The organism is Streptosporangium sp. G11, assembly GCF_051192615.1.
Lineage (GTDB): Bacteria > Actinomycetota > Actinomycetes > Streptosporangiales > Streptosporangiaceae > Streptosporangium.
The window spans coordinates 223,011-248,854 of sequence record NZ_JBPJUQ010000008.1 but is presented as its reverse complement, the minus strand read 5'-3'; the positions used below and the strand labels follow the sequence as shown (position 1 = coordinate 248,854).

Sequence of the window (25,844 nt, the reverse complement as noted above, 5' to 3'; positions counted from 1 at the left end):
GTCCCGCGCGCACCAGCTCCACCATCTGCCGGCGAAACTCCGGCGGATAGTTGTTCGGCACAGTGAACTCCTTCTTCCGGGAACCAGGGTTCCTCAGAGATCAGGTGTCCACCAAACCGGGGCAACTCCAGTTCTCGTAGAAGCGGGGGTTGGAGGCGATGGTGAACCGGCACATTGCGGCCCCGTCCTTCGTCTGGCTGATCTCGGGGTCGTTGGTGAGGTTGCCGACGATGGTCAAGGTCGTCTGTCCAGTGGGCATGGCGAAGCACTCCTTACACAGGTGATGGCCAGAGGCCATGGGATGCACGAGAGCCTCGACACCGTCGGCGTCGAGGCTCTCGTGCGTTGATTTCGATATGGGTGGGCCCTGCTCTCTGAGCTGAGGGCGGGGCCGGTGTTGTCTTGGGAGGCAGCTACGGCTGGATGATGGGGGGCAGCAGTTGACCTCGCTCAAAACCATGCATGGCCACGTCAGCGCGTGCTGAGTCGTAGAAGCGATCGCGCGCCTCAGTCACTCGGTCCGCTAAGGACGACCAGTCATCCCATCGATCTGGCCGTTCGCTCACATAAGTACGCAATCCCACGATCGCATCACACCAGGCATTGGCAGCTTTAGCCGTAGCAGCGTCACCGAAGAACAGCACTTTTTCCAATGGAGTTGACCCGGTTTGGTGGACACCTGATCTCTGAGGAACCCTGGTTCCCAGAAGAAGGAGTTCACTGTGCCGAACAACTATCCGCCGGAGTTTCGCCGGCAGATGGTGGAACTGGTGCGCGAGGGACGATCGCCGGAGGAACTCGCCAAGGAGTTTCCGCCCTCTGCGCAGTCGATTCGTGTCTGGGTGCGCCAGGCCGACCTTGATGACGGTCGCCGTGCCGATGGCTTGACCACTGCCGAGAAGGACGAGCTGGCCAGGCTGCGTCGCGAGGTCAAGCTTCTCCGGGAGGAGAAGGAAATCTTGCGTAAGGCCGCGGTTTTCTTCGCGCGGGAGACGGATCTGCCGAGATGAGGTTCCGGCTGATTCATGCGGAGAAAGACCACCACGGTGTCTCCCTGCTGGCCCGGGTGCTGGGTGTGTCGCGCCAGGGCTACTACGCCTGGGCCAAGCACCGACCCTCACGCCGGGCTGTGGAGGATACGCAGCTCACGGCGAAGATTCGCTCTCACCATGCGGCCTCTGGTGAGATCTACGGGGCGCCACGGATCCACGCTGATCTACGCGAAATCGATGGCATCCATATCGGGCGCAAGCGGGTGGCCCGGTTGATGCGCGCTGCCGGGCTGACCGGGGTGAGCCGCCGTAAGGGCTGTCGTACCACGATCACCGACCGGCGAGCGGTCGCGGCCAGTGACCTGGTGCGCCGGAGGTTCACTGCGGCCGAGCCGAATCGGATCTGGACCGCCGACATCACCTACGTGCCGACCTGGCAGGGCTTCCTCTACCTCGCGGTCGTCTTGGACGTCTTCTCCCGCAGGATCGTTGGTTGGGCGATGGCCGAGCACATGCGCACCGAGCTGGTCACCGACGCCCTCGCGATGGCGATCGCTCAGCGCCGCCCCGATGCCGGGGTAATTCATCACAGCGACAAGGGCGGTCAATATACCTCGCTCGCCTTCGGCCGACGGTGTGAGCAGGCCGGCGTGCGCCCCTCGACCGGCCGCACCGGCACCTGCTTCGATAACGCCATCACCGAGAGCTTCTTCGCCTCCCTGGAGTGCGAGCTCATCGACCGGCGCACCTTCCATAGCAGGTCAGAGGCCGAACGTGCGATCTTCGCCTACATCGAGGGCTTCTACAACCCACGCCGCCGTCACTCCGCGAACGGTCAGCTCAGCCCCGCCGAATACGAGCACCGCCAAGCCCTCAAGCCCACTCACGAAGACAACTATGCTGCCGCGTAGTCGAAAGCCCTGACGTGTCTACCGAACCGGGGCAACTCCACCAAAGCCTGCCGTCGACGCATTTCGGCTTGGGCCATCAGGGCCTCTCCAGTCTCCCAATTGATATGTGGACTGACCGAGTGCGGGCGATAAACAGCCGTCGTGCAGCAGGCGAGCGTATATAGCTCCTTATTCACGGTTGCGTACTCGACGTAGGCATCCACTCGGCGCTCATCCCAACGAGTTGCCTGCTCCCGTCTCCATCGCCTTCGGTCGGTGCTGGCCGTGGTGGCCATCGTTGCCGCCGCGCCGACGATCACTCCAATCAACGGAAGGAGTTGTATGAGGAATTGATTCATGTCTGGAGAATGCCAGAAGCCTTCGATGCGACATAGCTATGTCATCACTACCTCTACGCCACCTGAACCGCCGCCCCTTAGCTAGTACGGCAGCCATCATCGTTAACTGATCTAGGTGTATGCGGTTGCCGGGCGGGCGCGGCGGTGGTCACTGCGGTGCCGCCTTTCTCGTGCTCTCGTGTGCCGGTGAAGGCGTGGGTTCGGGCAGGTGGCCCCAGTGGGTGCCGAGGATCTCGGCGTCGGCCTCGATGGGCACGCCGCGGAAGGCGGTGGTCATGGCTTGGACCAGCAGTTGCCGGGTGGATTCGGCCTGCTGAGCAGGGACTTGCACAATGAGTTCGTCGTGGACGAACAGCCATAGCCGATCGTGCAAGCCATGCCGTGTCACCAGCTCGTACACCGCGGCCACCAACAGATCGCGCGAGGTGGACTGGATGGCGTAGTTGCTGTTGGCGTACGGCCGGTCGGGGTCGGCGGGGATACGCCGGCCCGACCCGGTGATCACCACGGGGGCTTGGGCGATGTCCTGGCCGAAGCTGATGACGCGGGGGTAGGTGCGGCGCCAGCGCTCGATCACGCCGCGGGCGGTGGCCACCGGCACTCCGGTCTGGGCGGCCAGCGCGCGGGCGCCGCCGCCGTAGATGGTGCCGAACGTGGCCCGTTTGGAGACGGTGCGTTGCTGCTTGGTGTAGCCGGGCCCGTACATCAGTTCAGCGGTGGCGTCATGGATATCGACCCCGGAGGCGATGACGCGCATCAGCGTCGGATCACGCGACAGTGCCGCCGCCACTCGCACCTCTACCTGGGAGAAGTCACACGACACCAGCACGTTGCCGGGATCGGCTCGGAAGCAGTGCCGAAGCCGGGGGTCGTGCTTCTTCAGGGTTTGCAGCGCGGGCGCGGTGATGGACATGCGCCCAGTGCGAGCCCGCAGAGTGTTGATCGAGGGGTGGACCCGGCCGTCGGTGTCCGCGGCGGCCAGGAAGGATCGCAGGTTGGCGATGGTGTTGGAGGTGGCGGCCATCGCGCGCCGCGCGGTGATCAGCTCCGCGGCACCCGGCGTCAGGTGGGCCCGCCCGGCTTCGACGTCGCCGGCCAATTGGTTGAGAGTGTCGGCGGTGATCTGGGGCCGGCCGGTCGGGGTGCGAGGCAACACGACACCGGTGACCTGCTCGGCCAGCCAGTAGGCGAACTTCGGTGAGCCACCCGACACTCCCAGCCGCGCCCGGATCAGCTCGTCCGCGGCGCGGTGCTCGGCTTCGGTCTCAGCCAGCAGGGCAGTGGTGTAGGGGCGATCCAGCAGCAGACCGCGGATGGTGATCCCGGCGGATTGAGCTGCCAGCCAGTGCTCCATCCGCACCAGATGCGAGAAGGCACCGCACTTGGCCAGCAAAATCGGTAGCAGCCGCCGGGCGTAGACGGCATCCAGCCCGGCGTAGATGGCGTATGCCTCGTCGGTGGCGGGGATGTTGTTCCACCCCCAGGACATGGCCCCGCCGCCGGCACGGTGGCCGCGCGGCGCTAACTGCCGGGCCCGCTCGTGTAGCGCCTGCTCGGCTTGGGTAAGGCCGTCGTCGAGGTAGCGGCGAGTGAGATCCTTCAGTCCGTGGCCGGCGCGCTCGTCGGGGTTGATGAGCTTGCTCAGCAGATGGGTATCAGCCACCCGCTGGCCCAGGGCAATGCCGAAGGCTGACCAGACCGCCAGGACGTCGTAGGTGGTGTGGGTGACAAACTGCCGCCGCGGGTCGCGCAACACCTGCTCGATCGCGTCTCGTTGTCGGGGGATCGTCGGGTTGAGCACCCACGCAGTGGTTGGCGTGCCGAGTTGCAGCAGCCGCATCCCGGCGTCGGGCCCGAAGTGCCCAGGTCCGCCGGGCACGATCGCCCGGGTTTCCACATCCAGTCCCAGCACCGGGTCAGAGGCGGCGAAGGCCGCGAAGGCGACCGGGTCGAAGTCTCTTTCGCCGGCCGGTGCGTGGATGGTCATGGTGTGCCCGCCATGGGTGCGGGTGTAGACGGTCATGGCGTTCCGCCTTCCTCAGCAGCAGCTGTGTCGGGGGTGTCGCAGGGGCGGCATTCCCACAGCAGGGGAACCGCGGCCAGCGCCATCGGCCGGCCGCAGCGCGAGCAGATCAGCGCCCGCGGCGCGGGCAGAAACGCCGCCAGCCACCCGTAGGCGTCATCGGCCAAAGCGGCCGATGCCCGCTCAGGGTCGGCCCCCAAATAGGGGGCGAAGGTGGCCTGGGCGGGGGTGATGTCGTGCTCGGTGAACAGGCCGTCTTGGACCGCGGTCATGCCGCACGCCCCATGGCACCCGGTGCAGAGGAGGGGTACAAGGCATGGGCGCGAGTGAGTTGGTTGAGGACCTTGCTGTACCACAGCAGGGCGGCATCAGGGCAGTTGGCGCAGTTCTTGTGTCTGTCGGCGTGCTTGGGGAAGAGGGGGTAGCCGCGGTAGCGTTCACCGGCTGACCAGGCTTGAGAGTCCGCTGAGGTCAACCAGGGCCCGTAGTCGCCCAGGCCCTCGGTTTTCACGCCGAAGCCGTGGAGGTTGTCCAGGCCGGTGTCGACCAAGGCGTTGACGATTTCTGCGATCTCGCTGGTGGCTTGGCGACGGCATACGCTGCCCAGCCCGACCACCGGCAACGACTCCAGATCAACGCCAGCGCTTGCGTACATCCGCCGGCATCGCAGGTACTGCGGCTTAGTCCATGCCTGAAGGCTTGGAGCGATCTTCTCTTCCAGGCCCGCCGGAGCAAGACCTTCGCGCTCCAGGAAACGGGCGCGGTCGCACAACTCCAGGTAGTTGTCGATCGTCCACCGCTGATGCTTGAGGACCGCGTCATCGAACGGCTCATCGGGCCCGTCCTCGGGGATTCCTCGGGCGGTGCGGGTGCCGTGGAAGTACGCCGAGCTTGTTCGCTTCAGGTGTTGGTTTTTGCCGCTGATCACCCACGGCTCGCACATCCAGTCCATCGGCGCCACGAAGTCGGGCATGCCGATCTCTTCGATGTATCGGCAGACCAGGGCGAGGTATTGCGCCGGGGTGATCGTCCAGTGCCCGTACATGCGGATCTCGGTGAAGGCGCCCGAATCCAACGCCCAGCGGCCGAGCGCGCGCGGGAAGGTGCTCTTGCGGCCCGCAAGACGGCGAGAGGACACGAACAGGGGGATGTTGCGAAACCGCGGGTTGAACAACCACGACGGTTGGTGAGTTCCCAGGTAGAAGGTGGCGGTCATGCTACTCACCGCCCGAACGGCAAGGTGAGCAGCAAGATGGCTAGGGCGGCGTACATCAGGTGCACCGCGGTGCGTAGCCGCTTGTACTTGGTCACCGCCAGGTGCGACAGCATGATGACGTCGGCGGCGCGGCGGTGAACGTTGTGCTCAGCGGTGAGCGTGGCGAGGAGGCGTTCAGGGCTGGTGGTCGCGTGTGCGACGACTCCGGTGCCGCTGCGTGAGGGGATCACGGGGCGGATGACCCACAGCAGCATGGCGACCGAGGCGGCCAGTGCGGCTACGGCCAGCCAGAGGCCGATCTGAGCGATCAGGGCCAGGTGGGAGGATACGGCGGCGCTGATCGCGGCCAGCAGGGAAAACCCGGTGCCGGCGAATCCCAGCAGCGCGCTGGCTTTGCTGTCACCGCGAGCAAGTTCGGCGCGCGCGGCGCACGTCTCAGTGTCTAACGTCGTGGCCAGAGCCGGGCCGCGCGGCCCGGTTGCGGCTTGGATGGCGGGTGCGGTCATGATGGAGTCGCCTCCGGATCTGGAGAGATCGGTGGGTGCGGGCGCGTCCGGCGTGGGCCTTCTTGGCGGGAGTGACCACGCTGGTACGCGCCCGTCTGGGTCAGTGCTGCACGGTCTTTCAGGACGTGATCGGCTGGGCGGGCTCGTAGCCGTTGGCGCCCATCACCGGGCACAGAGGCTCGCCGTCCAGGTGGGAGTGAGCCGGCGCCGGCCCGTTGGCGGGCGTCCACCGGGCGGGGGCCTGGCGCTGGACCGATTCGCGGCATTCAGGGCAGATCAAGGACACGGTCTTCTCCTTCGCGAGGAACTGGTGAAGCGAGGAGTGCTCAGTGGGTTTTCAGTAGTCGCGGATCTGGGCGGCCAGCCAGGCGGCTGGGGCCTCAGCACGGTCGGTAAGCCAGTCGGCGAGGCGATCATCGACGTCGGCGGCGATGGCGGCGATCAGCGTGGTGAGCTCCTCAGGAGTGGTGGCGGCTTGGCCGGCCAGGTGGATCGCCGCGGCCATGGCCACGCTGTCGGCGGTGATGGCCGCGGCGACGTCATCGGGGAAGTGCGCGCAGATGGCCTCGTTTAGCAGGTCGGGGATCAAGCGGGCTCTCATCACCCCTCCTGCTCGGTGTCGTGGTACACCGACGTCGTGCCGCAGACGAAAGCGGTCATCGGGAATCTCCCTGGTGGCGGGCGGCGGTGACGAGTTGGTGGCGGAAGGCGCGGGCGGTCGGGTCGGATCCGTGGGCGTAGGCCACGGCCTCGCTGCGGGCGTCCACAGTGCAGATGCCACCGCATCCGCAGTCGCAGATGATCGTCTCGGTGCTCACCGATTCAGCAGCCCTGCTCGTCGCTGCCATCGGCCGGGGAGCCGGCCTCGATGGGCTCGGACGGCACCTCACCCTCCTCGGCGCTGGAGCCGTCACGGTAGGAACCGTCGGTGATGGGCTCGGGCGGTGCCTCGCCCTGCTCGCCGTCTTCGATGGTGGAGCCGTCGCGATAGCTGCCGTCGGTGATCGGCTCGGGCGGAGTAACCGTCCTGCTCGTGGCGGTGTGCGCGGTGGCGGCGCAAGCCGCGTCCGCGGACGTGCAGGCGACGCTCAGCACGAGGGCGACGCCGAGAGCCAACAGGGCAGTGATCGAGCGGGCGGGGTGGATGGTCATGACAGGTTGGTCCTTCCATTGGCGGAGTGGCGATTGCGGGTCAGGTCTGGCAGCAGCTGCTGGTGTGGGCCTGTGGGTAGCGCGCTAGAACTGGTCCGTGCTGGCTGAGCCGGCCGTGGGATCCAGCAGCTCATCGGGGCCGTAAGGGGTGTTAGCTGAGCAGGTCGGCCAGCAGGGCTTCGTGCGCGGCGAACACTCGTCCGCCGAAGGTTGCGTACAGGTGGGTGGCCAGTGCGGTGTAGCTATCGGCCCGCACCCACGCGGCCCGGCGGGCGTCATCGGCCCCCACCGGGACGGGGAAGTCCGCCCGGTCGCCGGCGCCCAGGTGGGTTCGGGCGGGTACGGTCACCATCCACGCCTCATCGCTGGCGCGGGGATCTGGCACGTGTCGGGCCGGGAGTATCTCCCAGTGCGCCTCGCCCAGATCCAGGCCGGTCTCTTCGACCAGTTCCCGGACCGCCGCGTCGGCCGCTTCCTCTCCGAGGTCTACCGTGCCGCCGGGCAGCGCCCATCCGTGGCCGTCGCCACGCTCGACCATCACGATCCAGCGGTGGCCGTTCTCGTCGGTGGCGGTCACCGCGGCGTCGGCGCAGACCTGTTCTCCCCAGTGACCCAACTGGTTGCGGCCGTAGCGGATGCCGGTCGGCGCACCGGGGCTGACCGGGCGGCCGTCGATCACGGTGAACGGGACTGCGGCGACCTTCTGGCGTTTGACCCAGTCGATGCGGGAAGGGTCCTGCTCCGGGTCCGCCCACCCCTCTCGGATGCCCGTGCTCAGCACGTCGGGGTGTGTATACGTGGTTGCCATCACAGACGCACCCCGCCGGTGATGATGTTCGGCCGGGGGCGCTTGCTCAGCTTCGGTTCGGAACATGGGGATCTCCAGTGGTGTCGTTGTGGATGAGGAGAGGGCTCACGCGAGGCGCGAAACAGCGGCGGCCTACGCCGGAAGTCCGCGCCCTCAAGGGCGGAACTAGTCGTCTTTGGAAGCGGAACTAAGGGCGGAACCAACGGCCTCGTGAGACGGAACTACGGGCGGAACTAAGCGGAGGCAAAGGCGGAACTACGGGGGCGAAGATGAGCGGGACCGCGGGGCGGAACCAAGGGCCAGGCGGGGCGGAACTACGGGCTTGGCGGGGCGGAACTGACCGCCCCGCCTACGCGGCGGTGATGCTTAAGGGACGGCGCGCAAGCGGACGTCCGAGAAGAGGGCCGGGGCCGCCTCGGACTGCTTTTCCTCGCCCATCTCGCGCAGCAGATCGCGGCCGTAGCGCTCGCTCACATCCAGGGCTCGCCCAAGTTCGGCACCGGTGATCTCGGGCATCTGCGCCAGCAGGATGCGCGCCTTGTCCTTGAGGATGCGCGCCTTGTCATGCCTGCTCAGGCCGCTTTCATCGGCCTTCTTAGAGGGCGCGTCGGTCTTGGTTTTGGGCTTGGTGTCGCGGGCGAGTTCCAGCCGGATTCGGCCCTCGGTCTCGACCTCGGCGCGCCGCACCCGCTCGGCGATCTCGGCTGCGGCGTCGCGACGGAGGTCGGCTTCGGTCTCGGCCAACCGGGTGGCGAATTCGGCTTCCAGCGCCGCTTGGCGTTGAGCGGTCTCCTCGTCCAGGCGCTCTCGTGCGACGGTGAGTTTCGCTGCGAGTTCCGCCCCGATCTGGGTGCGCGCGGCGGTTACTTCCGCCTCGTAGTTCCGCCTCGCTTCGGCGGTCAGTTCCGCCTGACGCGCGGTCAGTTCCGCCTCCAGTTCCGCCCGGACTTCCGCCTCGACCGAGGGTCGAAGTTCCGCCCGGATGACGTTCAGGTCCGCCTCGATTTCCGCATGCTGGGCGACTTCGCGGGCGGTCTTGGCGGCCTTGGTGATGAAGTGCAAAGCGATCAGCGCCGAGGCATCCAACACCAGGGGGACCGACCACTCGGCGCCGTAGCCGCCGCCATACGGCCGCAACACGGCCGCCTGTGAGGTGATGGAGGTGAGCATGCTGATGAGGAACAAAGCCAAGATCGCCCGTTGCATCCCGGTGCCGACCGCGGGAGTGACCAGACCGTGGGAGAGCAATGCGGCGAACGCGGCCGGGACGATGGCGAAGATGATGCCGAGGATGGCGTGGGTCTTCGCGCCTGTCATCGTCAGGGCATGCCAGAGGTTCAACACGACGGAGAACGTGGTTCCCGAGATCAGGACGAACCACCACAGGCCAACGCCATGGGAAGCACGCTTGTTCGGGGTGTTCACGACTTTCCTCCTTCAGGATCGACGATGCGGGTGACCCCCGGGGCTAGGCGGGCTGCGAAGGGGCGTCGCCGGTGATCCAGCGGCCGTTGCGGGGCAGTCGCCGGCCGCTGCGCACGAGGTTGTAGGCGGCGGCGTAGGTCTCGCCGAGTTCATTGGGGGCCGCCATCAGCCGGCCCATGGCGTACTCGATGCGCGAGGCGGCTGGGGTGAGGATCTCCAGAGCGGCGCAGATGGTCGCGATGAGGTCGGCGTTCTCCTCAGTGGCCGGTATCTCCTCCAGTCGGCCCCACAGGGTGCGGATCATGGCGTTGGCCTCGCGCAGGCGGATGGACAACTCGGTTTCCAGATCCACCAGGGCATTGACGAACTCGATGTCGTTGCACCAGGCCACGGCCCGGGGCGGGCCGGTCATGCCGAGCGTGACCGCGGCGGCGATGACACCCCGGTAGCTCGCGGGGACCAGACCGGTGGAGCCGCATCGGCCGACCATGACGGTGGCGGTGTGGGCCAGTTCGCTGGTGTCGGCCAGGGCGATCGCGGTGGACAGGATGGACATGGGAGCCTCTCACTGTGGTAACGATGAGTAGTTATTGATCTTTGATGAGGCAATCCGAGGATGGATCGATCCATCGACCCATCGACCCATTCCGGGGGCTCCTATAGAGGGCTCTCGGGGCCGAATGGGTCGATCCCCGATGGGTCGATGGGTCGATTCGGGATCGTCACGCAGTGTGTTCTCCGACGAGGGCGAACCAACGGGTCGCGGGACCCTTCCCGCGGACGTCCACGACGCCTTCACCGCGCAGCTGGTTCAGCAGGCGAATGGTGTGGGTGTCGCTGTAGCCGATCTCGGCGGCGATGTCGGCCTTGGCCCGCTCGCCCTCGGCCAGCAGCCCTAAGACCCGCGCCCGCACATCGGCCGGCACCGGTGAGGCGGCGGCCTGCTCGATCTCGTTGAACATCTCCCACCGCGCCGCCGAGTGCTGGCGGACCTTCGCGGCGACCTCACCGGCCAAGGTCGGCACCAGCTTCAACGACGCCTTGATGGACGCGCGCTCGGCGGCCCGATCGTCCGGACTCGACGGCCCGCCCCCCTCGCCCGGATCATCGGCCGTGCCCGGGTCGGTGGCGCTCGACGTGCCATCGCCGGTGTCGGCCTTGAGTTTGGCGTAGAGCTTGCCGAGCTTGGCATCGGCCAAGACGTCGTCCTCCAAAGGGGACGGCTCGCGTCCCTCGGCGATACGCGAGACGTCGTCCAACTCTTTGAGCTTGAAGGTTCGACCCTTGGCGCTGTCGCCGCCAAGATCGGCGATGACGACGACGCCGGGCTTGCCCTCGCCGTAGCGGCTCATGTCGGGCAACTCCAGGCCGAGTTCACCGGCGGCGGTGGCCATCTCCTGCTTGCGGGCGACCTTGAGGAACACGAAGCGGTCTAGATTGGCGCGGATGTTGCCGCCCCCGAGCCACTGGGCGGTTCCGCGCTGGCCGACCAGGATGACGCCCACCGATTCGGAGCGGCCCTTGCTAGTGATGGTGGTCAGCGCGGCCTGAGCCCGCTGCGCCAGGCCATCGCCGCCGGTCACCAGCGTGTCCACTTCATCGATGACGACCAAGACCATCGGGTGGCCGTAGCGGGGCTCGAAGACCGCATCAGTGTTGTGCTCGGCGCGATGGGCGATGAGATCGGCGGCGAACTCCAAAATCTTGACGGCCTTGACGCGCTCCTTGGGCCCGCACGCGGCCAGCTCAATGGCTCCCGAATCGCGCCAGCGGCGCATGTCCTTGGCCTTGGAGACGTCGATACCGAAGACCGCGACGTTGTCAGCGGCCGTCAGGCGCTCCATCGTGCAGTTGAGGAAAACGGTCTTGCCGCCGCCCTTGATGGCCACGACCATGATGTGGCTCGCGCCGTCCTCATCCCAGACGATCAGCTCCAGCGCCTCACCGGTCTCCGGATCCTGACCGATGACCAGCGGCCGACGAACATCGGCGACATCAGGAAGCGGGATCTCGGTATCGGGGTCGAGCATCGGGTGGGCGATCGGCTGAGCCCACGGGTCTTTAAGACGCAGCGCGATCGACAACTGGCCAGCGATGCGACCGGTCTTGACCTGCACGCGGCCGGCGGCGATACCGAAGTCCTCGGCGATGCGCTCAGCCATGGCCGTGGACTTAAACGAGGACGCCAGCTTGCCGGTGCCCTTGGTATCGAGCAGGACGCGCTCACCCAACCGGGTCGGCTCAGCCTTCACCACCCGCGCGCCGGCCAAGCCCCAGTCCTCGAAGTAGGCTTCCCAGTCGATGCGCGGCACCTGGGGGACGACGACCTCAGGCGCCTTGGGCTTCAGCCCCATGCGGTGCAGGGCATAGCCGATGCCATAGGTGGTCAGGAAACCCCACGTCAACAGACCGGACGGGCCGCCGACCGGGCCGAGTTCGGCGGCCGTGGCCAGCCAGGCGCCCGAGGTGGCGGTGGCGGCGGTCGCCCCGCCGATGCGCCAATCGTCCAGGCGGTTCATCGCGGCGGCGTAGGTGGCGATCGATCCGGCCACAGTCACCAGGCCGATCCCCCACCACGGCAGGTGGTTGGCGTGCGCGAGCGCCCCCGCCCCGTACAGCGCGACGCCCCCCAGTAGCGGGGTTCGCTCGGCGGGGGCGGCTCGAAACCATCGGTAAGTCGCGCGGGCGGCGACTTTCAGCTGCCCCTCGGGCAGGTGGCCTTCGGCGGGCGTGTCGGCCTCGGCGGACTGCTCGACGCCCGCGACGGCGTGGTGGCGGTGAGGCGGTGTGGGGCACCGGTCGGCGGTCCGTCGAGTCACGACCAAAATTCCTCTCTTGCGAAGGGCCCAGGGGTCCGCGGTGGCCGCCCCAGCCGGCATGCGCCGGCTGGGGCGGGGCGGGAGGTGATCAGACGGCCTCGCCGGTCATCCAGCGGCCGTTGTAGGGCAGGACCACGCCGTTGGCGACGGCCTTCATGACCTCCTCATACGTGGTCACGAACCGCTGGTGCGCAGCGGTCATCGCCCGGGTCAGCTCCATAACGTGCTCGGCGAACTCGCCCAGGCCCTGCACGGAGTTGGGGTCCAGGCCGAGGCTGTTGAGGCAGTCCTCGTGCAGCGCCTCATACGCCTCGGCATATCCGCAGATCCCGGCGACCTCGCCGGTCATGAAGTTGATCAGCTCGGCGTCGGACTCGGCGTGGAAGGTGGCGACCCGCGCCGCGAGGGCTCGCCAGTCGAACGGGGCATAGGCGCTGATGCCGGCGGCGGCCTCGCCGGTGTCGGTGGTCGCGGCCGGGGCGTCGGTGGTAGCGGTCACGGGGGTTCCCTCCTCAGGGACGATGTGCAGCCGGGGTCGATCGGTGGACCGCTCGTCATCGGGACGAACGGGGTCAGCGGGCGCCGGGCCGGACTCGACGTCGGCGCGGGAGGAGCCCGGGGTGAAGGGGGCGGCCGGGTCCGGCGGGCGGGCGGCGTCCGCGTCGGCCGGGGCCGGGGTGTCCTCGGCGGGTTCGGGCAGGAACGGGTCTCGGAAGGCCGGGGCGTCGGGAGCGGACCCTTCGCCCTCGGCTGCGTCGTCCTTGGTCTGGATGCGGCGCCACAGCAGGGGGGCGCGTTCGCCGCGCTGGTCCCAGCGCCGGGTCGCGGCCTCGATCACCGCGCGTCCTCGCTCGGCGGCCTCTGCCGTCTTGCGGGCGGCCGTGGCCTTGGCCGCATCCGCCTGCTCGACGGCCTTGTCCTTGGCCTTGACGGTCGCGGTGCCCATGGCGCGGCCGGCCAACTCGCCCATGGCGGGCAGGAATCGGGTGGCCTCAACCTTCGGGGCACCCGAGGCGTTCCAGCCGCGGACCATCCATGAGGGCTTGTCGACCGCGGGGCGGTTGCTGGCCTTGGCGAACGCGGTGATGGCGTAGATGACGATCGCGGCGATCAGCAGGTGTTCAGGTCTCATCGGAGATGTCCTCCTGCGTGCTGAAGGGGGAAGGCATGGCTTTGAGATCGCCGCTCCACACCAGCAGGTAGTCGGACAGTTCCCGCCTGGCTGTGTGAACCGTGATCGCGGTCATGACGACCACGGTCGGGATGATGAGCAGCCAGGCGGGGATGCCGGTGAGCCAGTTCGTGAGCAGGACCAAAATCAGCACGAACAGCGCTTCGAGGAGGTTCGGCCGGTTGGCCCAGGTGGCGCGGGCCAGCTGGCCTGCGGTCGGCTTCTTGGTCATGGCCGGCACCTCAGCTCGCGCCGGTGATGCTGGACCAGGCCGCCGCGCTGATCGTGCGCACCCACGACAGCGATCCGCCGGCCGAGGCGTACAGCATCGGGACCAGCACGATCATGGCGTAGGTCGTCGGCCTCAGCCCGCCGCCGTCGAAGACGTCGATCAGGACGGCCACGAACAGCAGGACCGCCAGGATGAGGATGATGTGGGTGGAGGTGACCTCTCCGATGGAGAAGTCCAGGCCGCTCAGCCACTCACCGATGAACGTCCCGGCCAGGCCGGTCCCGCCGAGGAACATCAGGATGGAGATCACCCGGTTGAGCACCGGGCCGTTGAGCTTGCCGAGCTTGGCACGCTTCTTGTGCAGCAGGATTCCCAGCGCCAAGCACAAGATGCCGAACGCAATCGCGGGCGCGTCCATGACGAGTCCTTTCTGAACGTCACAGGTTGCCGCCGAGGTCGAAGACCACGACGGGGGATGTCGGTGCAGGTGATGCCGCCGAAGGCAGGGCGGAACGTCAGCGCTCCTCGCTGGGGGCGGGCTTGTCCTCACATGGTGTGAGCGGCGTGACCATCGCCGAGTCGAGAGCGTTGAGGGCGACGAGGACGACAGCGAGCCGCTCGGCGGGCGTCACAACTCCTGCCTGCACAGCGCGTTGGCACGGGTGGCCCGGTCGCGGGCGATCTGGTCGCGCTCAGCGGGCGTGTAGGGCCAATCACCCGCGCCATCGGGGTCGGGGTGGTACAGCTGCGCCTCCAACTGCGCGCGGGCCGTGGCTTCATCAGCGGCCCGTACGGTCCGGGGGCCGTTGAGCGTGGTGAAGGTGAAGCGCGCCATCACGCCACCTCCTTGAAGGGCCGGCCGCTGGCCAGCTGGTCAGCCAGGGTGTTGACCTCCGCAGCGGTGAGACCGGCCCACACTCCGTGCTTGGGGCGCAGCCGCACCGCGCGATTCAGGCACAACTGCTGGACCGGGCACTCGGCGCACACTTCGCGGGCCACCTGCTCTCGCGCGGCCTGCTCGTCGGCGGACTCGGCGCCGGTGTTCGGGCCGGTGTGCAGCTCGGGGTCGGGTCCGCACAGCGCATCCTCAGCTAGCCGACGCGACAGGTCATCGGTGATGGCATCGAGCAGATTCAAGGCAGTCTGGAGCAGGCCCTCGGCGGGGTGAGCGACGGGGAAGGGATCATCCCGGCACACGTCGGCCAGGGCCGTGAGGTGAGTCATGCAGGTGCTCCTTTAGGGGTTGAGGGGCGGCCGGCTTGCCTGGTGGCGTGGACGGCCGCCCCCTGCGACGGCTAGATGTCACGCGCAGAGGCTCCGCCTCTGCGTGGGCCGCCTTTTCAGTGGGAGGCGGTGACCCTGATTGAGTTGAGAAAGATCAAGTGCTCAGCCCGTCGGCGCGCGACGCAAGGTCGCCTTCCTAGGTCTTCCGGCTGTGCGGGAGGAAGTAGCGGTGTGGCTAACTAGCTGAGAACGCCGACGAAGGTCACCAAAGGGCTGGTCACCGTTGTCGAGTCGTGCTCACATCAACCTGTACTGTGCTGGTACGCACCAACATAGATGGCACTGTGCTAGCACGCAATAGCTCGTGTCATAGAAGTTGGGCGTAGCGGGATCTAGGCTTGGGGGGTGGCTATCGACGACAACGACCCGCGCCCGCCGTTCTTGCAGCTAGCTGATGACTTGCGCCACCGCATCGAGTCGGGCGAGTACGCACCGGGTGCTCGCCTGCCCTCTATCCGAGAGCTGGCTAAGACGTACGGAATCGCAGCGCAGACAGTTCAGAACGCGCTTCGCGAGCTTCGTCACGAGAACCTCGTCGTGTCTCAACAGGGCCGTGCCCTCTTCGTCCGGGATCCTGAACGCGCAGTCCCCGCTGTGCCCGCATTGGCAGATCGGGTCGCCGAGCTGGAAGCGAAGCTCAAAGTTCTTGCTGGTCGGGTCGAAGCTCTGGAGACCACCAAAAAGAACGGGTGACAGTACGCTCATCCTTACGTCACCTCCCTTCTCCTTCATTGCTGTGGACTGAGGCAGTAATTCCCGCTTGACTGGACACCTCAAGAGTGCGTCATCCTGAAGGCTCGCCACAGCGCGCACAAGGGGGCGCAAATGTGCACTCGGAGAGGCGGCGATGGGGGAGAGGACTCCTAATGATCGATTAGCCCGGCTCATTGAGGAAGCAGGGCTTTCGCATAAATCGTTTGCGCGCGCCGTCCGGGAGACCTCAGAAAACGCCGGATCGCCCATCGGCTGTGACCACACGTCGGTAAGTCGCTGGCTCCAGGGCATGCGGCCTCGCGCCGATGCCGCCAACCTGATCACGGCGGCCCTCAGCAGGACTCTCGGTAGGGAGGTGACTCTTGCCGATGCAGGTTTGGCGGCATCAGCCAAGCTGCCTTTGACCCTTGGGTTGACCTATCCCGAAGCTCTTGCTGAAGGGGTAGAGACGGTTACGCAACTATGGCAGGCCGACCTTGACGAGGCATCAAGCGTGCTAAAGGGGCAGATCAGCGCACCAGCGTGGAATAACGCCTCCCTGACCTGGCTCCTTGCGGCCCCTACCACCATGAGCGAGAAGCCACACGGGCTTCGAGTCGGGCAAGCCGATACCATGCGATTTCGGGCGACTATTGATCTGTTTGCGCAGATGGACAATCGATTCGGTGGTGAGCACGCTCGGCGGTCGCTCATCCACTACCTGGCCACGGATGGTAAACGGCTCCTGCATAGCCGGGCATCAGAGAGGACGAGAGGGCAACTTCTTTCCGCCGTGGCGGAAGCAACTCTTCTCGCAGCCTGGATGTCCTATGACAGCGGTTTACACAGCCTGGCTCAGCGCTACTTCATCCAGGCGTTGAGCCTCGCGCAGACGGGCAACGATCGATTGCTGGCCGCCAGCGTTCTTGACGCCATGAGCCATCAGGCGACCTTCGTCGGGAGATACCGTGAAGCCGCCAATCTGGCCAAGGTCGCTCGTCAGGGAGTCGGAGGTGCGGCAACTCCGACGTTGACGGCTCACTTCCACGTAATGGAAGCGCGGGCACTGGCTCGTCTGGGCGATGCAACCGCGTGTGACCGGGCATTGACAGAGGCCGTACGAGAGTTCGAGCGTAGGAACCCCGATGATGATCCGGAGTGGATCCGCTACTTCGATGATGCCGAACTCGCCGCAGAGTTCGGCCACTGCTTCCGGGACCTGGCGCGGCCGGTGGTGGCGAGTCATTACGCCACCCAGTGCCTCGGGACAGGCGGGGATGGCACCTACCTGCGAAGCGATTTTTTCGCCACGATGGTCCTCGCAGATGCCCACCTCGGGGCAGGTGAGGCGGAGCAGGCATGCTCTGTCGTTCTGGACGCGCTGCGGCTCGGAGAACAACTTCGCTCTGCTCGCTGCGCGAGCTACCTCCGGGAGTTCTCGGTACGGCTTGCGCCTGCGGCAAAGTCCCTTGGGATTAGGGACTTCCACGAGCAGGCGGTGGACTTCTCCCTGTGGCAACAGGTGATGGCGGCTTAGTAGGGCTCCCAGTCGTGTCGGCTGGCACCCGTCCGCAGGGCCTGGATGCGCTTTTGTACCTCAGCGGCGGCCCGTTCATCGTCCGGAGCCTTCTGGCTGAGCCATGTCACCATGAGGAACTCTCGAACATCCCGGAGCACCGGGTAGCCATGCCAGGTCATCACGTCGAACCCGTAGATCTCACAGAACCGGGCATACTCCTCGTCGGTGTGCCAACCGAAGCGTTCATAATAGATGGCGGTGAGTACCAGATCCCATTCCCGAGGGCCGGCGGTGAAGCTGTCCAGGTCAATGAGCACCGGTCGGCCGGCGCGGTCATGAATCACGTTGCCTACGCTGGCGTCTCCGTGGATGGCTCCTTGCGGGAGAGTGAACTCCAGCCCTGCGTAGGCCGCGCGCAGCCCTGCAAGACGCTCGTGAAGGAAAGCCTCGTCCTTCTGGGTAAACCACCTATTGGACGTGATACGGCGCTCAGCACGGGCGAAGGGCTCAAGGCGGCCAAGCTGAACTGAGCAGGGTACCTCCAGTGCATGCAGCTGCGTTAGCAACTCGGCTACCTCGGCAGGGGTGCCATACTCTTCCCTCTCGGAAACGGACTCCCAGAATGTGGCCAGGCGGCCGTCCACGATGACCGGCTGATCCAAGGGAAGCGCCCGAACAGCGGGGAAGCCTTCATCAGCGAGCCATCGAGAGACGGCTACTTCCTTGCGCACATCCTGCTCATAGGCGACTGTACGGGCAATACGTACGATCACGGGCTGAGTGAGCCGGTAGACAGCGTTCTCCCCCAACCTGATCAGTTCGGCGCCATCCGCGCTCAGTTCGACCAGGGAACACGCCTCGATCAGCGTCTTTTGGGTGCTCTCGGCAGTGAACGTACTACTCATGGCCTTGGACTCCTCTGCGGTCGGTCACTGGAACTCAGCCAGGAGTTCGCCTGCTGCGCCTGCCAGTGCCACGGACAAGTTGTTTGGGGCGTGGAGCCACTGCCAGCCGCGTTCGGCGTCGAACCGGTGAAGTCGCTGGGTCAGTCCCTCAAGTTCTGTTGCCATGTTCAACGACCCTATCCAGGCTCCGATCCGCTACCACTCCTGCGCAATGGACTCTCCGACCATCTGTGTGCGGCCGAAAAACCGAACGGAAGTGTCGGCGCAACCCGTTACGGTACGCATGTGTCCTCCTAGGCCTGCGAGGTTGACGCATTTTTCGGTTGACAACCACATACTGATCTCTCGCTCGTTCTCTCAGCTCCGTCGCTCCTTGACAACACCACAGGCGGTACCGCTTCCCATAAGCCTCAACGACTCAGGTTCGGAACCTCAAGCTCGCACGCTTTCTCGGGGAGGTTCCGAACTCCAACCAAGCCGTTTCGTGGACAGACCGGACAGTTTAGATGCGTTCTTTCACATACTCTCAGTTATCAATCCAGCTCAGGAACCGCGTCAACCTGGCTTCGTCGCCGGGCCTCATTGCGGTGTTGATCCGCAGGTTCAGCTCTACAACGGCGCCCTGGCGTCAACCTGGCTTCATCGCTGGGCCTCATTGCGGCTGCTTCTGATCCCACTCCATGGGCAGCTGGCAGGCACCTTCACCTGGCTTCACCGCCGGGCCTCATTGCGGCGCTGAGGCGTACGCGCTGTGCAGTTCACGACAGGCGCACGCCACCCTGGCTTCGCCGCCGGGCCTCATTGCGGCAACTACGTCGCGGCCTTCGCTGACTACCTGAGCGATGCCTCCATCTGGCTTCACCGCCGGGCCTCATTGCGGCTCCAAGAAGGGAGTGGGCTTGGCGGCGCCGTTGGTATCTCCACCTGGCTTCATCGCCAGGCCTCATTGCGGTATTTCCTCCATGATCAGAAGGATGCGGGGTAGGGCCCCTCCACCTGGGCTCATTGCGGTTTGTTGTCCATCCCACGGTCGTCGCCCTGGCCGATGGCTTCATCCCGGCTTCATCGCCGGGCTTCATTGCGAGGACTGTTCTATCTCGACCTCTACAACGATCACGACCCGCTACCCCTCTGAGGGTGAGTTGATAACGGCCTTGCCAAGCAACGAGCACTTCTATCAACCCACCGTGAAATGTCGGTGCCTGTATGTAAAGTCAGCCTCCGCTCGGCTCAGTCATACGGATCGAGCACGAGCGAGCCAACAGGTCAGGCCATGTCTGGTGTGCTTACCAGGGGCCTGCTCATGAAGCCAGCGGAGGTCGAGACATGGTTGAGCACATCGTCAAGCGGCTGGTAGATGCCGTCAGCGAGGATCGACGAGATGCGGGAATCGGCGTAGAAACGGTCTACCGCCCAGCAGCCGGGGACAAGGTCATGCCCCCATCGTTTCCTGGAAGCGATGGACCGTACCTGATGGAGACGCGATGGGTAGGTGGTGAGGCGAAGAGGGTCGTTGTCTTGGATCAGGTGCCTTCGCAGGCCAACCGGGTCGAGGAGGCGTTACTTGTGGCCCGTGACGCCGGCCGGATTCAGCTTCCGCTGTTTGAGTTGATGGCCGAGACCAGCCGAGGGCCGCTCCGTCTCACCTCGCTGGAGTTTCCGCACCGCTATGCGGACGCTTATCTACGCGACAGCACGGTGGAGGGCGTGCGCTTCGACCGCAGCGAAGTGGGTCAGCATCTGCGGCAGGTCAGCGCGTTGGACGTGCGCCCCCTGTATGAGCGTGACCCTGGCTCGCTGTTGTTCGGCGCATGGGACTCACATCGCAAGGGGCGATGGCCGAAGTTCGCCCGGATCTACTCCTCTTCGATCGTGGGCCTGGACCCGCAGGAGGGCCAGCGTAAGGCGACCCGAGTGGACCCGCTCAACCTCACCGGAGCGATCGACGACAAGGCCAAGTCGGAGACCGACTGGCAGTACGTGCTGGTCGGTGAGAAGAAAGAAAAGAAGCAGGGCCAGCGGCTGAGCGAGATCGGACATGGCAATATCGCGCCGGGAGATGCCCACGGCGGCGTTTCGATCGTGGAGGCTCGGCGCTCTGGTTGGATCTCGCTGGCGGCCATCGAGCGACTGCGATTCGGCGATGCCCCTGCGGAAGCCGCGCAGTTGGCGAGGGCCACGCTGGTCGCGTTGGCGCTGGCCGGGGATCGTCTGGCGTTCGGCCGTCCGTCGGTGTGGCTGCGCTCAGGATGCGATCTCGTCCGGTCGGCCGAGGTACTGGCGTTCGAGCAGGACGGCGGTGCCCGGGAGGAGTTCACCCTGTCCGCGGGTGAGGCCATCGAGGTCTTTCACGAGCTGCGAGATCGCGCGGCAGCAGCCGGCGTAACGATGGCCACGGATGCCATTCGGCTGGAGCCGATGCCGTCGCTGGCCAAGGCGATCGAGTTCTCCACGACCAAGTCCGCGGCGGAGGAGTAACCCCCGATGCCGGTGGCAATCACGGTCTGCCTACGGGCGGGCCGCTACGAGGCGGCTGGAATGCGGCCCTCACAGGCGGAATGGCCGCCGCACCCGGCGCGGCTGTTTTGTGCCCTGGTGGCTTCTGCCGCTGATGACAATGACTGGGCTGTGCTGCGCTGGCTGGAGGCGGCGGGCGTCCCGGAGGTGTGGGCGTGCGAAGCCGCCGACCAGGAAGCCGTCGAAGGCTATGTGGTGACGAACACGATCAAGGGCGAGGGCGGCAGCCAGTCGTGGCCGGGACGCACCAACGGGTCACGATCGCGAGTCTCGGCGATTCCCCAGGTTCCGACGTTCACGGTCGTATGGGCGCATGCCGTTCCCGACGAGGAGACGCTGGTGCGGCTGCGCAGGCTTGCCCGGCGCGTGCCGTACGTGGGTCGCGCGACCTCGACGGCGATGCTCAGCGTGGCGGCCGAGGTCGACGTGCCGGGGCCGCAATGGGCGCGCTATGTCCCTTCGCGGATCGGGGAGCACGCGCTCGCCGAGCTGCGTATCCCCTACCCTGGTTATACCGACCAGCTCCAGCACGCCTATGCCGATGGTCAGCGCGCGTGGGCCGTGGCCCGCAGCGTCCCCTACACCGTTGCCGGGCGAAAGGCGAAGCCTGCGGCGGCGGAGGGGCCTTTCTCTGATCTGGTGGTCTTCCGCTTCGCACCGCGTGTCGTCCAGCCGGCCGGGGATGCGCTTTTGACGTTGACCGCGAGACTTCGTCAGGCGGTGATCCAGCGCATCGGTAGCGATGTCCCGGTCGAGGTGTCAGGGCACGGGGCCGATGACCGGGCGCACCTGGGCTACCTTGCCCTGCTCAATGTCGGTCACGACAACGCCGACGGTCACGTGCTCGGTGTGGCGCTTGCCGTGCCGCGGACGATGGACGCGGGCAGCCTCGATCGGCTTCTGGAACGAACCATCGATGACCCGATTCGCCGGTTGACGATCCGCCGCGACCAGACGATCGCCATAGATCATGATCCGTATCTGACGGCTTCGCTGCGGCTGACCCCCGAGTGGTGGATGGCAGCCCCCCGAGGCAGCCGCAGCTGGGTGACCGCCGCGCCGCTGATGCTCGACCGCTACCCCTCCCGAAAGCACGACGCCCGTTCCCTGGTGTTTCGGAGCCTAGCCACCGCCGGATACCCCGAACCGGAGGAGGTCGAGATCTCTCCCGCAGGGTTGACGCAAGGGGCCGTGCACCGGCCGCGTAAGGGCACGATTCCCGAAGGGCGACCGGTCCGGCCGATGGTGCATGCGCGGGTGACGTTCGCCCAGCCGGTCGTCGGCCCCGTGCTGGCGGGGTCGATGCGCTATCTCGGGCTGGGGTTGTTCGTCCCGGACAGGAGCAGCCGATGAGCGCGTTGACCGCCGCGGACTTCTCCGCGTTCCTTGTCGAGACTCACGGCCGAAAGCCGTTTCCGTGGCAGCAGCGCCTGGTCGAGCGCGTGCTGACGGACGGGCGGTGGCCGGATGTCTTGGACGTTCCGACCGGCCTGGGCAAGACCACGATGATCGACATTGCGGTCTTCGTGGCCGCAGCAGGCATTGAGTGCGCGCGCCGCCGGTTGTTCTTTGTGGTGGATCGCCGTTTGGTCGTCGACGAGGCCTACGAGCACGCCACCGCGCTGGCCACAGCGCTTGCCGAGCCCAAGGGGCCGATCAGCGCCTCCGTCGCCCAAGCCCTGCGCCAAAAAGACGACGACGGGCCGGCGCTGCAGGTCACGCGGATGCGCGGTGGCGTCACGTGGTCGTGGCGGTGGCTGGAGCGCCCCGACCGATATGCGGTGGTGGTCGGCACCGTCGACCAGATCGGCAGCCGCCTACTGTTTCGCGGCTACCAGGTCGGCCAGCATCTGCGTCCCATCGACGCCGCTCTGACCGGTACCGACAGCCTGATCGTGATCGACGAGGCGCACCTGGCCGAGCCGCTGATCAAAACCATCCGATCCGCCTTCACCGCGGACCGCCCGCAGGTCGCGGTGGGGCCGCAGCCGACACTCATCACCATGTCGGCGACCACACCCGCGCACCAGGGACAGCAGGTGCATCGGGCCGACACCGACGAGCAGAACGAGATCGCCCGCGAACGGCTGGCCGCTTCCCGCCGCCTACATCTCCTGCAACCGGAGGTGACCAAGAAGAACGCCGGTGCTGTGATGGCCACGACGATGGCCACCTGGGCGAAAACTCTGGCCGGCGACGCCCAGTCAGGGCACGTCGTCGCTGTCATCTGCAACACGGTCGGTCGAGCGCGTGCCGTGCACACCCTCCTCCAGGGCGGTGACGCCGATGTGGAACTGCTGATCGGTCGCAGCCGGCCAATCGACCGTGAATATCTGCTCAAGCGCTGCTACCCCCGGATGAAGGTGGGCCGTACCCGCGCCGCGGGCAGGCCGTTGATCGTGTGCGCCACCCAGACGGTCGAGGTCGGCGCCAACATCGACGCTGATCATCTGGTCACCGAGTCGGCTTCGCTGGCGGCACTGATCCAACGGCTGGGAAGGGTCAACCGGCTCGGCAAGCTCACCCGGGCCGATGCGGTAGTGGTTCATGACGCGAGTGTCGGGGTGGACGATCCGGTGTACGGCCCGGCCCGCCAGGCCACCTGGCAATGGCTCAGCACACTGACCGCACCGCTTACGTCGGACCAGTTGGGCGACGGACTCGATGTCTCGCCGCTGGCCCTTCGTACGCTTCTGGAGCCTGTGGAGTCGGTCGTGCGGCAGGGGATGCGCGAGCCGCTACCGTACATGCCCGTACTGTTCGACCACGTGCTGGACGCCTGGGTACGAACCTCCCCCATTCCCCACCCTGACCCGCCGATCGCCCCGTATCTCCATGGGATCGATCGGGGAAGTCCCGACGTCGCGGTGGTCTGGCGATCAGGACTGGCCCAAGGGGATCCGCAGGCGTGGCCGGCGGCGGTCGCGCAGCTGCCGCCGTCCACCGAAGAGGCCGTCGAGGTCTCCCTGCACGCGGTACGGCGCTGGCTGGCCAAGGAGGACAGCACCGAACCGGTGGCCGATGTGGAAGGCACCCCTCAGGACGAGGAGCTACCGCCGAGCCGTTCTTGGCAGCTGGAGCAGGTGGTGCGCTACCGGGGCAAGGACGACACCACACTGATCACTCCGGCCGAGATCAGGCCAGGTGATCTGATCGTGGTGCCTTGTGAGCAGGGCGGCTGTGATGAGTACGGCTGGAACCCCGCCTCCACATCCCCTGTCCTTGATGTGGCCGACCTCGCCTACCGCGGTGGCCGCCCTGTTGCGCGGCTCGGCCCGGCGATCATCGAGACCGCCGACCGCGAATCTCCCGCTATCGGGCAAGCGCTGCGGGATCTGATCGACCGCACCCGCGCCGACCTGGCCGACGACACTCCACCCGCCGTCAGCGTCTACCGCAAGGAACTCCAGCGGATCATCGACCTGCTACCAGCAGAAGACCTGAAGAATCCGCTGCCGCTGGCTCGTAACCTGCGCGCTCTGACCCGCTGCACGGTCACCTTCGTCGACAAGGCCCCGTACGTGGCGCTGCTGACCATCAAGGGCGGGGCGTGGGTCGGGGACGCCGACGCCTGGGGTTCGTCCGTGGCCGGTTCCGGCAAAAAGATGCCCCTGCTCGTTCACGAGCGCGCTGTCGCCAAGCGGGCCGAGGAGTTCGCTGCCAATCTCGGCCTGGGACCGGTGCTGGTCAACAGCGTGCGAGTCGCGGCGCTATGGCATGACGAAGGCAAACGCGACCCCCGCTTCCAGGCGATGCTGCACGGCCGCCCCCCTCGCGTCCTACGCCGTGGAACCCAACGGGAACTGCTGGCCAAGTCCGGCCTCGATCCCGCCGACCGCGCCGCCTACCGACGGGCCAAACTCATCTCGGGCTACCCCGACGGGATGCGCCACGAGGCTTTGTCAGCCCGCATCGCCCGCCTCCACTTGGAGACCGAATCCCATGATGTCGATCCCGACCTCGTGATCCATCTGGTCGCGGCTCACCATGGCCGCAGCCGCCCTCTGCTGCCCCCCGTCACCGATTCGGTTCCAGAAACCGTCCATATCGACGGGTCGTTGGTGACCCTCGACACCGGCGAAACCCTCGACTGGGACGCCCCTCGCAGGTTTGCCGCACTCAACCAGCGCTACGGCCGCTGGGGACTGGCCCTGCTGGAGTCCATCGTGCGACTGGCCGACATCTGGTGCTCCGAGCGCGAAGAGGAGGGCACAGCATGAACACCGTCGAACTGTCCGCCCTGGACGGCCGCGACCCCCTGGGGTTCCTCGCAACCCTGGGCCTGCTGCGAGTCTTGGGAGACAAGGTACGGCTCAGCTTCTCCGACACCACCGGCTGCGCCCAAATCCACAGCGCCTTCCAAAACACGGACGACATCGCATGCGCGCTGCGAGACATCGTCGAAGCCACCGACGAAGACGCAGCGCTCCCCACGCTGGGACCGAAGTTTCCGCTGCGCCCGGCTCCGCCCAGCCGAGCACGTGACGCGGAAAAGACCGACGAGAGCGACCCTATGCGGGTGCTTCGTCCGGCGTACGGCGAGTATCTCTACGATCGGGTAGAGGCTCTGGGGAGCGAGGCCGTCATGTGGTTGTCGTTCCTGATGACGGACCTGGCGGTGGATCCCGCCGGGCGGGCCGCTCTCACGCCATACATGGCTCCGGCCGGCAAGCAGGCCGTTTGGACCTTCTTCCGCAAGTCCCTGGAAGTGGTGCGAGCAGAACCGTCCCGGCTCACCGAAGCTCTGACCGGCTGGCGCCGAGTAGACGGCTTCACCGGCGAATATCTCGACCATCGTGTCCTACGCAGTGCCGCCGACCACCCGTCAGGGAAGTCCATGCCCGCTGGGGTCCCCGGTGCCACCTGGCTGGCCACCCAGGCACTGCCCTTGCTACGCGTCACTGGAGACGGTCGCAACGTCTCCGCCACGCTATGGCATCGCCACAACCGACGCACAGTGATGATCTGGCCTGTGTGGAAACCCGCTCTCGACATTCACGCTGTCCAAGCGCTGCTCGACCATCCAACGTTGCGGCCTTCCCCCGCGCGGCAAGGGCGGCCCATCGCCGTCGAACGCGAGGGCCTTCTCCCTTTGGGCGTCTTCGACGTCTACGGAGCAGAACGTCAACCCATCGAAGGCGGTAAAAGCGCCGGCGTTCTTGCTCCTGTCCACATCGCCCATAGGCCAGACTGATCTCTCGCCTGGCCCTCAGTCCCATCGCTTTTTGACAACATCACAAGCAATACGGTGTCCCAGTGAGCCCAACGATTCGAGTTCGGAACCTCAAGTACGCACGTTTTCCCGGGGAGGTTCCTAAGCTCAACCAAGCCGC

Annotated in this window: 26 protein-coding genes; 7 read left to right on the top strand and 19 right to left on the bottom strand. The window is 66.4% G+C overall.

The features are described from left to right. Positions 1-100 precede the first annotated feature (100 nt). Positions 101-259: a single-stranded DNA-binding protein gene (locus ACSDR0_RS11640; RefSeq protein ID WP_435288779.1), complete on the bottom strand. Its 159-nt coding sequence runs from the start codon at positions 257-259 to the stop codon at positions 101-103. Positions 260-758: 499 nt separating this feature from the next. Between ACSDR0_RS11640 and ACSDR0_RS11635 the strand changes: the two genes are divergently transcribed. Then, positions 759-1,903 (top strand): IS3 family transposase gene (locus ACSDR0_RS11635; RefSeq protein WP_435288790.1). Its coding sequence is split into 2 segments (ribosomal slippage): positions 759-972 and positions 972-1,903, totalling 1,146 coding nucleotides; the frame shifts between segments, so codons are not numbered across the junction. A 486-nt stretch (positions 1,904-2,389) separates the two neighbouring features. On the opposite strand, the gene ACSDR0_RS11630 is transcribed toward ACSDR0_RS11635, so the two are convergent. From ACSDR0_RS11630 to ACSDR0_RS11550, 17 genes are all read right to left on the bottom strand, one after another. Then, on the bottom strand, positions 2,390-4,264 hold the full coding sequence (locus ACSDR0_RS11630; RefSeq protein WP_435288778.1) for a DNA polymerase: 1,875 nt from the start codon (positions 4,262-4,264) through the stop codon (positions 2,390-2,392). Beyond that, positions 4,261-4,536 (bottom strand): hypothetical protein, encoded by a 276-nt coding sequence (locus tag ACSDR0_RS11625; protein WP_435288777.1) that lies wholly within the window; start codon positions 4,534-4,536, stop codon positions 4,261-4,263. The genes ACSDR0_RS11630 and ACSDR0_RS11625 overlap by 4 nt, the downstream gene beginning before the upstream one ends. Beyond that, positions 4,533-5,480 (bottom strand): DUF7221 family queuine tRNA-ribosyltransferase-like protein, encoded by a 948-nt coding sequence (locus tag ACSDR0_RS11620; protein WP_435288776.1) that lies wholly within the window; start codon positions 5,478-5,480, stop codon positions 4,533-4,535. Before ACSDR0_RS11620 ends, ACSDR0_RS11625 begins: the two co-directional genes overlap by 4 nt. A gap of 5 nt (positions 5,481-5,485) precedes the next feature. After that, entirely contained in the window at positions 5,486-5,986 is a 501-nt protein-coding gene (locus ACSDR0_RS11615; RefSeq protein WP_435288775.1) for a Pycsar system effector family protein, read from the bottom strand. A gap of 118 nt (positions 5,987-6,104) precedes the next feature. Further along, a complete protein-coding gene (locus ACSDR0_RS11610; protein ID WP_435288774.1) occupies positions 6,105-6,272 on the bottom strand; it encodes a hypothetical protein in 168 nt (55 codons plus the stop codon). 51 nt (positions 6,273-6,323) lie between these two features. Next, positions 6,324-6,587: a hypothetical protein gene (locus tag ACSDR0_RS11605; RefSeq protein WP_435288773.1), complete on the bottom strand. Its 264-nt coding sequence runs from the start codon at positions 6,585-6,587 to the stop codon at positions 6,324-6,326. A gap of 55 nt (positions 6,588-6,642) precedes the next feature. Then, complete coding sequence (locus ACSDR0_RS11600) at positions 6,643-6,804, bottom strand: hypothetical protein (protein ID WP_435288772.1); 162 nt, start codon at positions 6,802-6,804, stop codon at positions 6,643-6,645. Between the two features lie 4 nt (positions 6,805-6,808). Beyond that, on the bottom strand, positions 6,809-7,138 hold the full coding sequence (locus tag ACSDR0_RS11595) for a hypothetical protein (RefSeq protein WP_435288771.1): 330 nt from the start codon (positions 7,136-7,138) through the stop codon (positions 6,809-6,811). 151 nt (positions 7,139-7,289) lie between these two features. Beyond that, the gene (locus ACSDR0_RS11590) at positions 7,290-7,946 is read right to left on the bottom strand and encodes an NUDIX domain-containing protein (protein ID WP_435288770.1); all 657 of its coding nucleotides are present in this window, start codon (positions 7,944-7,946) and stop codon (positions 7,290-7,292) included. A gap of 366 nt (positions 7,947-8,312) precedes the next feature. Further along, positions 8,313-9,371: a hypothetical protein gene (locus ACSDR0_RS11585; RefSeq protein ID WP_435288769.1), complete on the bottom strand. Its 1,059-nt coding sequence runs from the start codon at positions 9,369-9,371 to the stop codon at positions 8,313-8,315. A 43-nt stretch (positions 9,372-9,414) separates the two neighbouring features. Further along, positions 9,415-9,927, bottom strand: coding sequence for a hypothetical protein (locus ACSDR0_RS11580; RefSeq protein WP_435288768.1), 513 nt, complete (start codon positions 9,925-9,927; stop codon positions 9,415-9,417). 166 nt (positions 9,928-10,093) lie between these two features. Continuing rightward, positions 10,094-12,190 carry a helix-turn-helix domain-containing protein gene (locus ACSDR0_RS11575; RefSeq protein ID WP_435288767.1) on the bottom strand — a complete coding sequence of 699 codons (2,097 nt, stop codon included), beginning with the start codon at positions 12,188-12,190 and terminating at the stop codon, positions 10,094-10,096. Between the two features lie 88 nt (positions 12,191-12,278). Next, complete coding sequence (locus tag ACSDR0_RS11570) at positions 12,279-13,322, bottom strand: hypothetical protein (protein ID WP_435288766.1); 1,044 nt, start codon at positions 13,320-13,322, stop codon at positions 12,279-12,281. Continuing rightward, positions 13,312-13,593: a hypothetical protein gene (locus ACSDR0_RS11565; protein ID WP_435288765.1), complete on the bottom strand. Its 282-nt coding sequence runs from the start codon at positions 13,591-13,593 to the stop codon at positions 13,312-13,314. The genes ACSDR0_RS11570 and ACSDR0_RS11565 overlap by 11 nt, the downstream gene beginning before the upstream one ends. Positions 13,594-13,603: 10 nt before the next feature. Next, the gene (locus ACSDR0_RS11560) at positions 13,604-14,011 is read right to left on the bottom strand and encodes a hypothetical protein (RefSeq protein WP_435288764.1); all 408 of its coding nucleotides are present in this window, start codon (positions 14,009-14,011) and stop codon (positions 13,604-13,606) included. A gap of 210 nt (positions 14,012-14,221) precedes the next feature. Continuing rightward, on the bottom strand, positions 14,222-14,428 hold the full coding sequence (locus ACSDR0_RS11555; protein ID WP_435288763.1) for a hypothetical protein: 207 nt from the start codon (positions 14,426-14,428) through the stop codon (positions 14,222-14,224). Then, positions 14,428-14,817, bottom strand: coding sequence for a WhiB family transcriptional regulator (locus ACSDR0_RS11550; RefSeq protein ID WP_435288762.1), 390 nt, complete (start codon positions 14,815-14,817; stop codon positions 14,428-14,430). Before ACSDR0_RS11550 ends, ACSDR0_RS11555 begins: the two co-directional genes overlap by 1 nt. 405 nt (positions 14,818-15,222) lie before the next feature. On the opposite strand from ACSDR0_RS11550, the gene ACSDR0_RS11545 reads away from it, so the two are divergent. Together ACSDR0_RS11545 and ACSDR0_RS11540 are read left to right on the top strand one after the other, a co-directional pair. After that, positions 15,223-15,570 (top strand): GntR family transcriptional regulator, encoded by a 348-nt coding sequence (locus ACSDR0_RS11545; protein ID WP_435288761.1) that lies wholly within the window; start codon positions 15,223-15,225, stop codon positions 15,568-15,570. A 376-nt stretch (positions 15,571-15,946) separates the two neighbouring features. Beyond that, entirely contained in the window at positions 15,947-17,107 is a 1,161-nt protein-coding gene (locus tag ACSDR0_RS11540; protein ID WP_435288760.1) for a hypothetical protein, read from the top strand. Here ACSDR0_RS11540 and ACSDR0_RS11535 read toward each other — a convergent pair. Next, positions 17,104-17,994, bottom strand: a complete 891-nt coding sequence (locus ACSDR0_RS11535; RefSeq protein WP_435288759.1) for a phosphotransferase enzyme family protein — start codon at positions 17,992-17,994, stop codon at positions 17,104-17,106. The two genes, ACSDR0_RS11540 and ACSDR0_RS11535, sit on opposite strands and share 4 nt — an antisense overlap. Before the next feature lie 1,326 nt (positions 17,995-19,320). Between ACSDR0_RS11535 and cas7g the strand changes: the two genes are divergently transcribed. The 4 genes from cas7g to ACSDR0_RS11515 are packed head-to-tail and all read left to right on the top strand — an operon-like array spanning position 19,321 to position 25,705. Continuing rightward, positions 19,321-20,472, top strand: coding sequence for a type I-G CRISPR-associated RAMP protein Csb1/Cas7g (gene cas7g / locus ACSDR0_RS11530; RefSeq protein ID WP_435288758.1), 1,152 nt, complete (start codon positions 19,321-19,323; stop codon positions 20,470-20,472). 6 nt (positions 20,473-20,478) lie between these two features. Further along, positions 20,479-21,864: a type I-G CRISPR-associated protein Csb2 gene (gene csb2 / locus ACSDR0_RS11525; protein ID WP_435288757.1), complete on the top strand. Its 1,386-nt coding sequence runs from the start codon at positions 20,479-20,481 to the stop codon at positions 21,862-21,864. After that, on the top strand, positions 21,861-24,731 hold the full coding sequence (gene cas3g / locus ACSDR0_RS11520) for a type I-G CRISPR-associated helicase/endonuclease Cas3g (RefSeq protein WP_435288756.1): 2,871 nt from the start codon (positions 21,861-21,863) through the stop codon (positions 24,729-24,731). The genes csb2 and cas3g overlap by 4 nt, the downstream gene beginning before the upstream one ends. Then, positions 24,728-25,705 (top strand): type I-G CRISPR-associated protein, Cas3-extension family, encoded by a 978-nt coding sequence (locus ACSDR0_RS11515; protein WP_435288755.1) that lies wholly within the window; start codon positions 24,728-24,730, stop codon positions 25,703-25,705. The genes cas3g and ACSDR0_RS11515 overlap by 4 nt, the downstream gene beginning before the upstream one ends. Positions 25,706-25,844: the final 139 nt, after the last annotated feature.